Genomic DNA, 14,083 nt, shown 5'->3' with positions numbered 1-14,083 from the left:
ATATAACCTAAAAGGTGCCGATGCAAGCGCTTTCCTAAGATCATCCGAGCAGTGCGGCGGCACTGCCTTGCGGCGGAAAAGCGAGGATTCGACCGGCCAGCGCCTCGGCTTCGGCCGCGCCGACCGGCGTTGCGGCATAGGCGGCGCAGTCGGCGAACTTGGCGATCAGCGCCGAGTCGGAAATGGGCCTATCGGGATGCCCGGCGGCCTGCATCACGCGATGCACGATACGGCCGCCGTCGCGCATCACGAAGGTGAGCGAGCCGCTGGCGGCCTCGGCGCGAGTCCAGGCGGGATTGCGGACCTCGACCACCTTCGACGCGAGCGCGCGTGTGCTGGTGTCGGCGATGCGCGCGGGCAGGAAGGTGGCGAGCGTGACCTCGCCATCGAGAAGCGCCGCGGCGACGGTATAGGGGATCGAGAACTTCGCGTGGATCGGCTGGTCGGGTGCGGCTTTCGCGGGTTGCGGGCGGATCAGCATTTCCTGGATCGGACCGGTTTCGGCCTCGATCCGCTCGACCTCGGCGAGGTCGATGCGGTCGCGCAGGGCAAGCGCCGCCTCGATATAGGGGTGCGTGCCGCGGCAAGCCGGCCAGGGCTTGAAGCTGACCTCGTCGCCCAGGAACCGCGTGCCGAGCCCGTCGAGCAGCACATCGCGCGGCGGGCCGCCGCCATAGACGGCGAAGAAGCCGGCTTTGCCCTCGAGGGGTTCGGCGAAGGCGCGCGCGCCGGCTTGCGCGAGCAGCGCCGACTCGACCGCCGCACGCGCCACAAAGCCTTCGCGAACGCCGCGCATCGGCGAGACGGCATCGTATTTGATCTCACTCGGGAAGCCGCCCTGTACCAGCGCGAGCCCCATCGCGTGCCGGATGCCGTCGGCGTCGAGACCCAGCAGCCTGGCGCAGGCCGCGGCCGTGGCGATCAGGTTGACGAGGGGCGGCGGATACCAGCCGCCTTCCTCATAGGGTCGCGGCGGCGCCAGCGAGAGCCGGCAGGCAAGGTCGCTGCCCGCCGTCATCGCGGTGAGAAAGCGCGCGGCGTCGATGCCCGGATCTGCGTCCGCGAGCGCCAGCAATGCTGGAACGAGCGCGGCGTTTGGATGCGCAGGCCCGGCATCGAACGTGTCGCCGAAATCGAGCGCGTGCGCGAGCGCGCCATTGGCGAGCGCGGCGAGCGACGGCGTGCTTCGTTCAGGGAAGCCGAGCAGGCGGGCTGGACCGGTCGCGGTGAGCGCATGGCTTCGATAAGGGCGCGCGTCCTCGCCCAATCCGGTCGCGCCGAGCATCACGCCGAGCGCGTCGAGCAGCGCGCGGCGAGTCGCGTGAACCGTTGCAGCGGGCAGCGCGTCGAAGCTCAGCGCCGCGAAATGCCGTGCAACGGCCTGTGAAATTGCTTTATCACAAAACATTCTTTGCAAACGCTTTCATCGATCCTATTCGACATGCAAGCGAAAAGGAGAGGGCGATGCGCAGAACGGCTCTGGCGGTGGCGATGCTGGCGGTGGTGTGGCCGCAAACGGCAACGGTGGGGCAGGAGATTGCGCCCGCCGCGCAGACGCTGCCGGGCGGCGCCAAATGGGTCGCCGAAGTGCCGGCCAACTGGAACGGCACGCTGCTGCTGTGGAGCCGCGGCTATTCCCCCAATGTCGGATCGCCCGACTCGGCGCCAAAGCCGCACCGCCAGGCGCTGCTCGATGCGGGCTATGCCATTGCCGGATCGGATTATGGTGCGGGCGGCTGGGCACTGGCCGACGCCGTGCCTGCCCAGCGCGCGACGATCGCGGCGTTCGCGATGAAATACGGCAAGCCCAAGCGCGTGATCGCGTGGGGCAATTCGATGGGCGGACTCGTCAGCACCGCGCTTGCCGAGCAGCGCGGCGCGGGGATCGACGGCGCGCTGGCGATGTGCGCGTCGATCGGCGGCGCGGTGGGGATGATGAACATGGCGCTCGATGGCGCCTATGCGTTCCGCACGCTGGTCGCGCCGGACAAGGGCATTCGTCTGGTCGGGATCGACGACGATCGGGTCAACGGCAAGCGAGTCGGCGATGCGCTGGCCGAGGCGGTGAAGACGCCCGAAGGCCGCGCGCGGGTGGCGCTGGCCGGTGTGCTCGCCGGCATTCCGGGCTGGACCAGCCGCGACAAGCCGCAGCCAGCAGCAAGCGATTTTCGCGCGCAGGCGGACGAGATCGCGCGCTCCTTCGTGATGGGTGTCTATCTGCCGCGCACCGATCAGGAAGCGCGCGCGGGCGGCGCGTTCAGCTGGAACAACGGCATCGACTATCGCGTGCAGCTGGCGAAGTCCGGGCGGCGCGGATTTGTCGAGACGCTGTATCGGGAGGCCGGACTCAAGCTGGACGGCGACCTCGCGCGGCTCAACGCCGGCCAGCGGATCACGGCCGATCCCAGGGCGGTCGCCTATATGATGGCGAATTACACGCCGAACGCGCGCCCGCTGGTGCCGCTGCTGGCGGTGCAAACGATCGGCGACGGCATGACGCCGCCCGCCTTGCAGCGCGGCTATGCCGAGGCGGCGAGGGGCGATGTGCGCAGCCTGTATGTCCGCGGCGCCGGGCATTGCGCGTTCGACACGGGGCAGGTGATGGCGAGCATCCGTTATCTCGACCAGCGGCTGTCGCGGGGCAAATGGAACCCGGCACCCGCCCAGTTCGTGCCGCATGTCCCCGCGCCGATGTTGCGGCCGTGCGTGCGCGGAGGGAAGTGCGGGTGACGCTGGCCGCCATACCCGCCGTCACCCTGAACTTGTTTCAGCATGACGGACTGTATGTGGTTGTCGTGGCGCGTTAAATTCCCTTGCGCTCCAGCTTCCACTTGGGATTTTGGCACAGCCCGCAACCGGCGCCGACGAAGCGCTTCGCTGCGCGCTTGTCGCCGCGCAGCTGCCAGTTCAGCCAATCGACCGCGAAGCCGGCCACCTCGCCGCCATTCACTTCGCGGAACGTCCCGCCATGGCCGACCGGCGCGTCGAGCAGCGCGACCGGCACATGGCCGATGCGCTTGTAATCGTCGCTGCCGTTGACCCACGCGACGTCGAGCTTGCCGCCCAGTACATAGAGCACTGGCGTGTGCAGCTTGAACAGCAGCGACTTGTCGACGGTCATGCCCTTGATCGGATTGCTGCCATCGGTGAACACGCCGCTATTGTGGACGATCACGGTCTTCACGCGCGGATCGGCGCCGGCCTGGATCGCCTGCAGCCCGCCGCAGCTGTGACCGGCGACGGCGACCTTGGCGGTGTCGATTTTGCCGTAATAAGGGCTGCCCTTGCGCGCATTCTCGGCGACCGCCCAGTCGATGCCGGCCAGGACGTCCCGGTAGGTCGTCGCGACGCCCTGACGCGCTTCCACCCCGCCATCGGTAGGGCGGGGCGCCACGGTGACCGCGCCCGGGCCGCTCAGGATCTTGCCCGGCGCAATGGCGAGATAGCCATGCGAGGCGATCTGCGCGAGGTGGTGGCGAGCGCTCGCGCCGTCGTCGCGGCAGCCGCCATTGCCCCACACAAGCACCGCGAGCTTCGTCTTGCCCAGCTTCGACAGGTCGCGCGGGCGATAGACGACGTGATCGGGCAGCGTGGGATCGACTTGCTTGAACGCCGGATAGGGGCCGGTGCCGGGCGTGTCGGGCAGTTTTGCGAAGGCGGCGCGGGTTTCGGCGTCGCGCTTTTCCTGCTCGGCGACACCCGGTGTGCCGGGCGGAACTTGCGCCAGCGCCGTGCCGGTGATCAGCGCCAGAGCCAGTCCGACGATCGCGTTACGCATCCCACTCTCCCGTGAATGTTATGCGATAAAACTAACGGCGCCGATCGGCGATGCAAGCCCTTTCATGCGCTCTCGCGCGCGATCACTCGAAAGCCGACATCGATGCGCGTCTCGACCGGCTCGCCGGCGGCGCGAGCGCGCAGCACGCGCAGCACCTCGCGCGCGATCCGCGCCCCATCGATATCCATCGAGGTGATCGTCGGCCGCATGTCGCCGGCGAGGCGGAGGTTGCCGAAGCCCGTAACGGCGAGCTGGTCGGGCACGCGGATACCGGCGGCCTGCGCCTCGACGATCAGCCCCTGCGCGATCCAGTCGGAGCCGCACACGACGACGTCGGGCTGCGCGGCCAGATCGGCGAGACCGCGATAAGCGAGGCGGCCTTGACCGAAATGGCTCGGCACCCCGACCTCGAGCCGGGTCGGTTCCTCGCCGCCATCGTGCAGCCAGCGGGTGACGAAGCCGCTCGCGCGCCGCGCCGAGCGAGTCGAGCGCGGCACGACGAGGTGCGGGCGGCGATAGCCGCGCTGGCGCAGGAATCGCGCCATCTCCTCGCCCGCGGCGCGGTGCGAAAAGCCGATGGCGACATCGATCGGGTCCTCGGGCAGGCCCCAGGTCTCGATCACCGTGATCCCGGCCAGACGAAGCTTCTGGCGCATCTCGGTGTCCGACACGATGCCGGTCAGGATGATCGCATCGACGCGGCGCGCGAGCGCCATGTTGATCTCACGCGCGAGCCGATGATTGTCCGGGCCGGTGAGCGAGAGCATCACGCTGTTCCCGTCCATCGCCAGCTCGTCGATCATCGCCTCGACCGTGTCGTTGAACATCGATTGCGCGATATCGGGGACGAGCGCGGCGATCAGGCGGCTACGGCTGCTGGCGAGCGCGCCCGCCGCGAGATTCTGGACATAGCCGGTGGCGTCGATCGCCTCGCGGATTCGCTGGCCGGTGGCGGCCGCGACGATTTCGGGGCTGTTGAGATAGCGTGATACGGTCGCCGCCGACACCCCCGCCTTCGCCGCTACATCGTCAAGTCTCGGATTTCGCCCCGCCATTTGCGGTTCCTACACGCGTCGGCGCGCAAAGTGCAAAAAGGTTCTTGCAAGCGCTTTCATTCGAGCTTAACAAGATTGTTATGACACATGACTTCAATCCGCTGACGCCGGAGACGTTCGACAGTCCGAACGCGGAATATGCGGAATTGCGAGCAAAGTGTCCGGTCGCGCACAGCGATGCCTGGGGCGGCTTCTGGGCGCTGATGAAGCATGACGATGTCGCCAGCGCGGCGGCGGACTGGCAGACCTACATCACCTCCAAGCAGAATGTCATACCCAAGGTGGCGTTCACCGGCCGCCGCCCGCCGCTTCACCTCGATCCGCCGGAGCATACACCATATCGCCGCGCGATCGCGCCGCTGCTGACCGAGCGCAAGGTCGCCAAGCTGGAACCGGTGATGCGCCAGATTTGCCGCGACCTGCTGGCGAACATGGTGGCGCGGGGCGGCGGTGATGTCGTCGCCGACTTTTCCGCGCACATGCCGATCGCGGTGTTCGCCCATTGGATGAACCTGCCGCCCGATGCGGTCGCCGAGCTGACGCGCGTCGGCCAGCGTTACAATATCGCGGTGCAGTCGGCCGATATGGACGCGACCAAGGAATCGAGCCTGGTCCTCTATGACATGGCGCGCGGCATCGTCGCCGACCGCAAGGCCAGCTCCTTGCCGGTCGAGGACGATGTGACGAGCGCGCTGCTCGCGGTGCGCGTCGATGGCGAGCCGCTGCCCGAGGAGATGATCGTCGGCACGATCCGCCAGGTGCTGGTGGTCGGCATCATCGCGCCGAGCGTGATGATCGGATCGATCGCGGTGCATCTTGGCCGAGACCGTGAATTACAGGCCCGCTTGCGCGGCGACACGTCGCTGATCGCGGCGGCGGTCGATGAGTTCCTGCGGCTCTATACGCCCTATCGTGGCTTTGCGCGCACCGCGGTGTGCGACGTGACGGTGCGCGGGCGGACGATTCCGGCAGGCGAGCCGATCGCGCTGGTCTACGCCTCGGCCAACCGCGACGAGGACGTGTTCGAGGCGGCGGACGAATTCCGGCTCGATCGGCCGAACATGAAGGACTCGGTCGCGTTCGGCCGTGGCCCGCATATGTGCGTCGGCGCGGCGCTGGCGAAGCTCGAACTGGAAGTGGCGCTGGCGGAGTTGCTGGCCTGTGCGCCCGGTTTCGCGCTGGCCGGCGAGCCGAAGCAGACTCGCTTCCCCGAGATCGGCGCGCTGAGCGTGCCGGTCAGCTTCGAGCGTGCTGAAGGAGTGGGGGCATGACTCACGTCTTCGTTGCTGCCGGCGATCTCGCACCCGACCGCGCCAATTATGACGAGAGCTACGACGCGACGCGCGACGTGCTCAAGGCGGCCGACATCGCCTTCGCCCAGCTCGAGACGAGCTTCGCCGCAAAGGGCGTGCGGCTACCGCAGGCGCGGCACGCGGTGCTGGCGCGGCCCGACGGCGCGGACGCGCTGGCGCGGGCGGGCTTTGACGTCATCTCGATGGCTGGCAACCATGTGCTCGACTGGGGCAATGACGCCTTTTTCGAGACCAGAGCGAATTTGGAGCGGGTGGGCCTGAAGACGGTCGGGGCAGGCGCGAATATCGAAGAAGCGCGCCGCCCCGTCCGTTTCACGCTGGGCGACGGCACCACGGTCGCGATCCTCGCATATTCCAGCATCCTGCCGCATAGCTATTGGGCCGACGAGCGCCGTCCCGGCTGCGCGCCGATGCGCGCGCATACGATCTACGAGCAGATCGAACACGACCAGCCCGGAACCCCCGCGCGCATCCACACCTATCCGCACCGCGAGGACCTCGCTGCGCTGGAAGCCGACATCCGCGCGGCCAAGGCGGAGGCGGACCTCGTCTTCGTCTCGCTGCACTGGGGCATCCATTTCGTGCGTGCGAGCATCGCCGACTATCAGCGCGACGTGGCGCGGGCGGCGGTCGCCGCAGGGGCAGACGCGATCCTCGGCGGGCATGCGCACATCCTGAAGGGCTGTGAGGTCATCGACGGCGCGCCGGTCTTCTACTCGCTGTGCAATTTCGCCACCGACCTCAGCATGGACCCGGTCCACGCCGCGTCGAAGAGCTTCAACGAGATCCGTGTCCTCGCCGAGGCGTGGGAACCGGATTTCGAGAGTCTGTACAATTTCCCCAAGGCGTCGCGGCTTTCGATGGTGGCCCGGATCGAGATCGCGAACGGCAAGATCGTCCGTTCGGGATTTCTCCCGCTGTACATCGACCGCGACGCCGTCCCCCGTTTCGTCGAGCGCGGCAGCGAGCGGCACGCCGAAGTCGTCGACTACATGGCGGCAGTAACCGAAGAGGCAGGGCTCAACGCCCGCTACCGCGCGGAGAGCGATATGGTCGTGCTGGAGGCCGCAGCATGAGCGCGGCGGTGCCCGAGGGCAAGAAGGACTGGATCACCGCCTTCCCGCTGGAAGGCTATGTCTTCCTCTACCTGATCGCCTATCTGCCCAACGTCATCATCACCAAGCTGATCACGAGTACCGTGCACCCCGGCCTCGGACGTCCGCTGACCGGGCTCGAGACGCTACCCGCCTCGCTGATCATCAGCACCGTGCTGACCTATCTCTTCATCTGGTGGTCGGGCTGGCACAAGGACGCGCATGGCGTGATGTTCCTTGGCCGCCGCATTCCGGTGCCGACCAAATACACCTTATATTCGGGTTTCGGCACCGCGCTGGTGCTGTTCACGGTGCCGCTGTCCTTCACCTTCGAAGGCGTCAGCATCCCGTTCATCCAGCTGCTGATGCGCGGCGACATCCTGATCATCGCGCCGATCGTCGACCTGATCTTCGGGCGCAGGGTGCGCTGGTGGAGCTGGATGGCGCTGGTGATGGTGCTGGTGGCGATGGTAATCACGCTGACCGACCGTGGCGGGCTGTACCTGCCGCCGCTCGCGATCCTGACCGTGGTGCTCTACACCGTCGGCTACTTCGTCCGCCTGATCGTGATGACCAAGGTGTCGAAGAGCGGCGACCCCGCTTCGGTCCGCCAATATTTCGTCGAGGAAAAGGTGTTCGCGCTGCCGCTGTCGGTGGCGATCCTCGCCGCGATCTCTGCCTCGGGCATCGGCTCGCAATCGGGCGCGCTCGGCTGGGGCTTCCTGTCGGTATGGACCGATCCGGTGATCCTGCCGCTGTTCGGCATCGGCGTGACGCTCACCATCGTCTCGGTGTTCGCGATCATCATCCTGCTCGACCCGCGCGAGAACGCCTATTGCGTCCCGCTCGAGCGTGCGGCGAGTCTGGTCGCCGGCGTTGGCGGCGCATTGATCCTCGCCTGGGTGTGGGGGCTGAAGATGCCGCGCCCGGCCGAACTGACCGGCGCCGGAATCCTGATCGCCGCCATCGTGTTGCTTTCGCTCGCCCCGCGCTTTGCCGACCGGCCCGCCCGCTCGGCACGCGCGGAGACCACCTGACCACAACGCACTGAAGCTGGAACCGCAGGGACATGCGGGCGCCAATCGAGGAGGGAAGACCATGAAAACCCGTCACACCGTTACGCTGCTCCGTCACACCGCACTGGGGGCGCTTGCGCTCGGCATCGCCATGCCGGCCTTTGCGCAGACCGAAGAACCGGCCGCACAGGATGAGGCTCCGGCCCAGGCCGAGAGCGCCGGCGAAGCCATCGTCGTCACCGGCAGCCGCATCCGCGGCATCGATCCGGTCGGCTCCGCGGTGATCTCGATCGACGCCGCCAAGATCGCCGAAGAGCCGGTCACCTCGACCAACGACCTGCTGCGCCGCGTGCCGCAGGTGGTGTCGCTCGGCGCGAACCGCGCTGGCGGCTCGGCGCAAAACGGCGCGGCCAACGCGACGCGCGGTGCGGGCATCAACCTGCGCGGGCTTTCGACCAACGCCACGCTGCTGCTCTATGACGGCAAGCGCCTGCCGCCGATGGGCACGCAGGGCCAGTTCACCGATCCGTCGGTCATCCCGTCGATCGCGCTCGGCCGGGTCGAGGTCGTCGCGGACGGCGCTTCAGCGATCTACGGTTCGGATGCGGTCGCCGGCGTGGTCAACCTGATCCTGCGCAAGAATTTTTCGGGCCTGGAGGTTCGTGGCCGCTACGGCATGACCGACGGCGACTATAAGGACTATCAGATCGCGGGCCTCGCCGGGCATAAATGGGATGGCGGCTGGATCACCGTTGCCGGCGAATATTCGAAGAACACCGCGCTGCTGGCGAGCGAGCTGCCCTTCTACCAGAATGACAACCGCAGCCGCGGCGGGCGCGACCTGCGCGTGATGACCTGTAACCCCGGCACGATCACGGTGAGCGGCCAGACCTATGCGATCCCGGCCGGTGGCGTGACCAGCGCCAATGCCAGCGCGCTGGTCGCTGGCACCAACAACCGCTGCTTCTACGAGAGCAATCTGGAGGTGATCCCGGATCAGGAGCGCGTCAGCCTCGTCGCGAGCGCCAGCCAGGAAATCGGCGATATCGCTCGCATCTTTGCCGACGGCTTCTGGTCGCGGCGCACGGGCACGATCCCGCTGCTGCCGACGGTCAACGCGACCGTGCCCAGCACCAATCCCTTCTATGTCGCTCCGGTCGGCGTGACGCCGCCGCTCTGCGCCGCCAGCGTCGGCGCGCCTGCCGGCGCGCGCTGCGTCACGGTTGCCTATAACCTGTTCCCGCAGATCGGTACGATCTCGCGCCCCTATCGCGCGACCGCGTGGAATGCGAGCGCCGGGGTCGAGTTCAGGCCGTTCGGTGACTTCCGCGCAACCATCTATTACGCGCATGGCGAGGCGGAGGAGCTTGACGACCGCCGCCGCAACGGCGTCAACGCCGCGCGGCTGCAGGCGGCGCTCAACGACACCAATGCGGCGACTGCGTTCAACGTGTTCGGCGGGCCGAACAACCCGACGACGATCGCGACGATTACCGACAACCAGTTCGTGATTGTCGGGCGCACGCGGCTCGATGTGGTCAATGCGCAGATGGACGGATCGCTGTTCGAGATGCCGGGCGGCAATGTCCGCATCGCGTTCGGCGGCGAGCATCGCGTCGAATATACCTTCACCGACCTGATCACCGGCCCGATCGCCGCGCCGGTCAACGTCAATGACGATGGCAGCCGCAATGTCGACGCGGCCTTTGCCGAGTTGTTCGTGCCGATCGTCGGGGCGGGCAATGCCTCGGCCGGGATCGAGAAGCTGAACCTCAGCCTCGCGCTGCGCTATGAGCATTACAGCGACTTCGGTAGCACGACGAACCCCAAGTTCGGCGTGACCTACCAGCCCTTTCAGGGGCTGACGATCAAGGGCACCTACGGCACCTCGTTCCGTGCGCCGACCTTCACCGAAGTTTCGACGATCGCGGGCGGTGCGGGCCTGTATTTCGACACGCTGCCTGGTCCTGGCGGTGTCAACATACAGGGCATCGGCATCGCCGGCGGCAACCCGGATCTCAAGCCCGAAAAGGCCAAGACCTGGTCGCTGGGGGTCGAGGTCGCGCCGCCCGAGTTCAACGGCTTCGTCGCCTCGCTCAACTATTTTCGGATCGACTATACCGATCAGATCCAGGGGTTGCGCGGCACGCCGGGGCTGCTCACCAGCCCGCTCTATACGAACTTCCGTCAGTTCAACCCGACCCCGGCGCAGATCGCCGCGCTGGTCAATTCCGGGCTGCCGATCAACAGCGCGATCAACCAGAGCCTTGTGACCTTCATCGCCGATGGCCGCCGCCAGAATCTCGGCACCTCGCTGCTGCGCGGACTCGATTTCACGGCGGCGTATCGCTGGAATTGGGGCGGGGTCGAACTCGATGCCGGCATTCAGGGCACGTATATCCTCGACTATCTGTTCGAGGCGGTGCCCGGCGCGGGGCTGACCAATGTCGTCGACACGATCGGGTTCACGCAGAAATTCCGCACCCAGGCGGATATCGGCGCGAAGTTCGGCGGGCTCAAGACGCGGCTGACCTGGAACCACCTGAACGGCTATTACAACACGACCGTGACGCCGCGGCAGGAAGTCAGCAACTACGACACGTTCGACCTGCTGATCGGCTATGACATCACCGACCGGATCGGCGTGTCGTTCGACGTGCGCAACCTGTTCAACGAGGAGCCGCCCTTCGTCGATCAGGCCACCGGCTATGACCCGCAATCGTCGAACCCGGTGCCGCGCATGTTCGCGATCACGGCGAACGTGAAGTTCTGATGCCGGCGATGCTCGCCGCTGCGCTGGCCGGCTGCGCCGCCCTTACGGGCACGCATCCGGGCGGCTTGGTCGTCAAGGCAACGGCGGTGAACGCCCCCGCCGGATGGGAGGCGCCGGACAGCCGGGGCGGCTATCGCGGAATACCCGTGAAGGTGCCGTTCTGCCGCGTCGAGGGGATGATCGAGGGCAATATCGGCTTCGAGCTGTGGCTGCCCGAACGCTGGAACGGACGGCTGCTCGGCGCAGGCGTTGGCGGCGATGCGGGCGTGTTCAACTATATCGACATGAGCCGCCGTATCACCGAGGGCTTCGCGACGGTGACCACCGACAGTGGCCACAAGGCGAGCCAGGCACGCTGGATGAGCGATCCCAAGGCGCGCGTCGATTACGAGCATCGCGCGGTGCATCTGACCGCGCTCGCGGCGAAGGCGCTGGCGGGCAAGCTCTATGGCCGCGCGGTCGACCGCAGCTATTTCACGGGCTGTTCGGGCGGCGGGCGGCAGGCGCTCAAGCAGATGCAGAATTATCCCGGCGACTATGACGGCGTGATCGCCGGCGCGCCGGGTCCGTATATGCCGCTTCAGTCGGTGCGGATGCTGTGGTTCGGCCTGCAACAGAAATGGACGCCCGCCGGTGCGCTGAGCGACGCCGACTGGTCGCTCTACGAGGCCAAGGCGACGGCGGCGTGCGATGCGAATGACGGGGTGAGGGATGGCATCATCTCCAACCCGCTCGCCTGCAACTTCAAGGCCGCCGCGCTACTGTGCAAGCCGGGTCAGACCGAGGGCTGCCTGACGGCGCCCAAGCTCACGATGCTGAACCTGATCCGCTCGCCGATGAAGGACGAGGCGGGCAGGGTAATGGACGGCGGGCTGTTCGCGGGCGTGCGCACACGGCCTGGGGCGCCCTCGCCGCTGCTGCGCGCGATGTGGGCGGACGGGGTCTATAACGACCCCGACTGGAACGAGGACCGCTTCAAGCGCACCGCCGACCTCAACGCCGCCAATCGCGTGATGCCCGAACTGCGCGCTGACAAGGTTGCGATCTCGCCCTTCCTGAAGGTGGGGGGCAAGGCGATCATCTATCAGGGTTGGGCCGACCCCTCGACCAATGCCGGGCCGACGATCGATTATTATGGCGCGTTGGCGCGGGCCAATGGCGGGCTGGCAAAGCTGGATGACTCGGTGCGCCTGTTCATGGCGCCGGGCATGTATCACTGCCGCGGCGGGCCGGGGCCGGACCAGTTCGGCGCTTCGGGGCATATCAGCTGGCCGGGCGATCCCGCGCGCGACACATTGTGGGCGCTGATCCGCTGGGTCGAGAAGGGGCAGGCTCCGGCGCGGATCACCGCGACGAAGCTGGTTGACGGGCAGCCGAAGTTCACGCGTACCCTCTGCCCCTATCCGCAGGCTGCGCGCTACGACGGCAAGGGGCCGAAGGATGCGGCGGCGTCCTATCGCTGCGTCGTCGATCCGGCGCTGGTCAGCTATATGGGGCGCAGGTCGCTCGTCGGTTCCTGACGCTTGCGAAAGTCGAGCCGGCGCAGCTTGTCGAAGCTGCGCCGGCGTCGCCCCCTTTTGCCGTGGGAAGGGCCACAGCGCCGGTTGCCCGGCAGCGCCTGATTATCAGAAGCTAAACGGCTCTGTCGCCTGAATTTTCGGAGCTGCATCCGGAATGGCGACAGATTTGCCCCCTCGCGGCAGCCGAGTCGCGATCGGCTCATCCGCCCTCGGCCGGCGCCGACCAGTTGCGCATCGCCAGCAGCGCGATCGCCCCCACCAGCGAGCCCAGCCCCATCAGGATGGCGACCGTCTGAAGGCCATAGCCCGCTGCGAATAGGAAACCGGCCAGCGCCGGCGCCAGCGCCGATCCGCCGCGGCCGACGCCGATGACGAAGCCGGTCGCGGTAGCACGCACGGCGGTCGGGAAGGACTGCGCGATCAGCGCATAAAGCCCGACCACGCCGGCATTGGTGGCGAACCCCGCGATCCCCGCGACCAGCGACAGCGCGGCGAGATCGGTCTGCGCGCGGCCGAACACGATCACCAGTGCTGTCGACAGCAGCATCGCGACGATGGTCAGTGCGAGCACGCGAATCTTGCCGGTGAGCAGGCCGAGGATCAGCGAGCCGGTCGCGCCGCCGATGCTGGCCCAGACGAGCACGCCCGCCGCCTGCGGTGCGGGAAAGCCCATATCGACCACGATCTTGGGAATCCATTTGAGGATGAAGTAAAAAGTCATGATGTGCGCGAGATAGGCCAGCGTCAGCAGCACCGTGCCGCGCGCCAATGCGGGCGAGAACAGGTCGACCAGCGGCGCCTTGCGCGTGGTAGCCGCTGCTTCGGGCAACGCATCGACCGGCGGATGGCCCATGCGCGCGAGCGTCGCGTTGATCCGCGCGAGCGCGTCAGGTGGGCGCTTGTGCATCAGGAAGGCGACCGATTCGGGCGCGCGCCACAGCACGAGCGGGATGAACAGCACCGAACAGACCGCGCCGAACACGAACACCGCGCGCCAGTCGTAATGGGCGAGCAGCACCGCCGAGATCGACCCGCCGACGATCGTGCCGACCGGATAGCCCGCCGCCATCAGCACGACCGCGAGCGAGCGCTGCTTCGCATTGGCGGCCTCGGCGACCGCGGCGTTGGTCGCCGCGAGCATCCCGCCGATGCCGAGGCCGGTCAGCACGCGCCAGGCGGAGAGGATCTCGACGCTGTTGGCACTCGCCGCGCCCAGCATGCCGACCGTCATCAGCCCGAGGCAGGAGAGGATCGTCGCGCGGCGCCCGATACGGTCGGCAACGCCGCCGAGGAACAGCGAGCCGATCGCCATGCCGATCAACTCCATCGACAGGACCAGGCCGAGCGCGGCGCGATCGATCCCCCAGTCTCTGGCGATGCCCGGCGAGGCGAAGCTGATCGAGAGCACGTCGAACCCGTCGAGCGCGTTCAGCCCGATCATCGTCGCGACGATCCCCCATTGGAAGCGCGACATCGGCTCGCGGTCGATCACCGCACGCGGATCGGTCGTCATATCCCCTCCGGCCTTGGTCGT

Annotated in this window: 10 protein-coding genes; 6 read left to right on the top strand and 4 right to left on the bottom strand. The window is 67.4% G+C overall.

Going from position 1 to position 14,083, the window contains the following annotated elements; genetic code table 11:
* Positions 1-40: 40 nt before the first annotated feature.
* Positions 41-1,408, bottom strand: coding sequence for an MmgE/PrpD family protein (locus tag M9978_RS04095; protein WP_254291586.1), 1,368 nt, complete (start codon positions 1,406-1,408; stop codon positions 41-43).
* A gap of 56 nt (positions 1,409-1,464) precedes the next feature.
* Here M9978_RS04095 and M9978_RS04090 point away from each other — a divergent pair, with 56 nt between their 5' ends.
* Entirely contained in the window at positions 1,465-2,730 is a 1,266-nt protein-coding gene (locus M9978_RS04090; protein ID WP_254291585.1) for an alpha/beta hydrolase family protein, read from the top strand.
* A 73-nt stretch (positions 2,731-2,803) separates the two neighbouring features.
* Here M9978_RS04090 and M9978_RS04085 read toward each other — a convergent pair whose 3' ends face one another.
* Together M9978_RS04085 and M9978_RS04080 are read right to left on the bottom strand one after the other, a co-directional pair.
* A complete protein-coding gene (locus M9978_RS04085; protein WP_254291584.1) occupies positions 2,804-3,778 on the bottom strand; it encodes an alpha/beta hydrolase in 975 nt (324 codons plus the stop codon).
* A gap of 62 nt (positions 3,779-3,840) precedes the next feature.
* Complete coding sequence (locus M9978_RS04080; RefSeq protein ID WP_254291583.1) at positions 3,841-4,833, bottom strand: LacI family DNA-binding transcriptional regulator; 993 nt, start codon at positions 4,831-4,833, stop codon at positions 3,841-3,843.
* Between the two features lie 80 nt (positions 4,834-4,913).
* Here M9978_RS04080 and M9978_RS04075 point away from each other — a divergent pair, with 80 nt between their 5' ends.
* The 5 genes from M9978_RS04075 to M9978_RS04055 all read left to right on the top strand — a co-directional run bounded on the left by M9978_RS04075 (position 4,914) and on the right by M9978_RS04055 (position 12,549).
* Positions 4,914-6,104, top strand: a complete 1,191-nt coding sequence (locus M9978_RS04075; RefSeq protein WP_254291582.1) for a cytochrome P450 — start codon at positions 4,914-4,916, stop codon at positions 6,102-6,104.
* The gene (locus tag M9978_RS04070; protein ID WP_254291581.1) at positions 6,101-7,222 is read left to right on the top strand and encodes a CapA family protein; all 1,122 of its coding nucleotides are present in this window, start codon (positions 6,101-6,103) and stop codon (positions 7,220-7,222) included. The genes M9978_RS04075 and M9978_RS04070 overlap by 4 nt, the downstream gene beginning before the upstream one ends.
* On the top strand, positions 7,219-8,277 hold the full coding sequence (locus tag M9978_RS04065) for a hypothetical protein (protein WP_254291580.1): 1,059 nt from the start codon (positions 7,219-7,221) through the stop codon (positions 8,275-8,277). Before M9978_RS04070 ends, M9978_RS04065 begins: the two co-directional genes overlap by 4 nt.
* A gap of 61 nt (positions 8,278-8,338) precedes the next feature.
* The gene (locus M9978_RS04060) at positions 8,339-11,029 is read left to right on the top strand and encodes a TonB-dependent receptor plug domain-containing protein (RefSeq protein ID WP_254291579.1); all 2,691 of its coding nucleotides are present in this window, start codon (positions 8,339-8,341) and stop codon (positions 11,027-11,029) included.
* Positions 11,029-12,549: a tannase/feruloyl esterase family alpha/beta hydrolase gene (locus M9978_RS04055; RefSeq protein WP_254291578.1), complete on the top strand. Its 1,521-nt coding sequence runs from the start codon at positions 11,029-11,031 to the stop codon at positions 12,547-12,549. Before M9978_RS04060 ends, M9978_RS04055 begins: the two co-directional genes overlap by 1 nt.
* A gap of 199 nt (positions 12,550-12,748) precedes the next feature.
* Here the strand turns inward: M9978_RS04055 and M9978_RS04050 are convergent, their stop codons facing one another.
* Positions 12,749-14,062, bottom strand: a complete 1,314-nt coding sequence (locus tag M9978_RS04050; RefSeq protein WP_254291577.1) for an MFS transporter — start codon at positions 14,060-14,062, stop codon at positions 12,749-12,751.
* Positions 14,063-14,083: the final 21 nt, after the last annotated feature.

This window comes from Sphingomonas tagetis (assembly GCF_024211275.1).
In the GTDB taxonomy this organism is placed as follows: domain Bacteria; phylum Pseudomonadota; class Alphaproteobacteria; order Sphingomonadales; family Sphingomonadaceae; genus Sphingomonas; species Sphingomonas tagetis.
Note: the sequence above shows the minus strand (reverse complement) of the source record. Positions and strands in the feature narration are given on the sequence as shown.

What these genes read in the sequence shown, in the direction of transcription:
- M9978_RS04095 (WP_254291586.1), bottom strand. Translation starts at nt 1,408, where the DNA reads ATGTTTTGTGATAAAGCAATTTCACAGGCCGTTGCACGGCATTTCGCG.
- M9978_RS04090 (WP_254291585.1), top strand. Translation starts at nt 1,465, where the DNA reads ATGCGCAGAACGGCTCTGGCGGTGGCGATGCTGGCGGTGGTGTGGCCG.
- M9978_RS04085 (WP_254291584.1), bottom strand. Translation starts at nt 3,778, where the DNA reads ATGCGTAACGCGATCGTCGGACTGGCTCTGGCGCTGATCACCGGCACG.
- M9978_RS04080 (WP_254291583.1), bottom strand. Translation starts at nt 4,833, where the DNA reads ATGGCGGGGCGAAATCCGAGACTTGACGATGTAGCGGCGAAGGCGGGG.
- M9978_RS04075 (WP_254291582.1), top strand. Translation starts at nt 4,914, where the DNA reads ATGACACATGACTTCAATCCGCTGACGCCGGAGACGTTCGACAGTCCG.
- M9978_RS04070 (WP_254291581.1), top strand. Translation starts at nt 6,101, where the DNA reads ATGACTCACGTCTTCGTTGCTGCCGGCGATCTCGCACCCGACCGCGCC.
- M9978_RS04065 (WP_254291580.1), top strand. Translation starts at nt 7,219, where the DNA reads ATGAGCGCGGCGGTGCCCGAGGGCAAGAAGGACTGGATCACCGCCTTC.
- M9978_RS04060 (WP_254291579.1), top strand. Translation starts at nt 8,339, where the DNA reads ATGAAAACCCGTCACACCGTTACGCTGCTCCGTCACACCGCACTGGGG.
- M9978_RS04055 (WP_254291578.1), top strand. Translation starts at nt 11,029, where the DNA reads ATGCCGGCGATGCTCGCCGCTGCGCTGGCCGGCTGCGCCGCCCTTACG.
- M9978_RS04050 (WP_254291577.1), bottom strand. Translation starts at nt 14,062, where the DNA reads ATGACGACCGATCCGCGTGCGGTGATCGACCGCGAGCCGATGTCGCGC.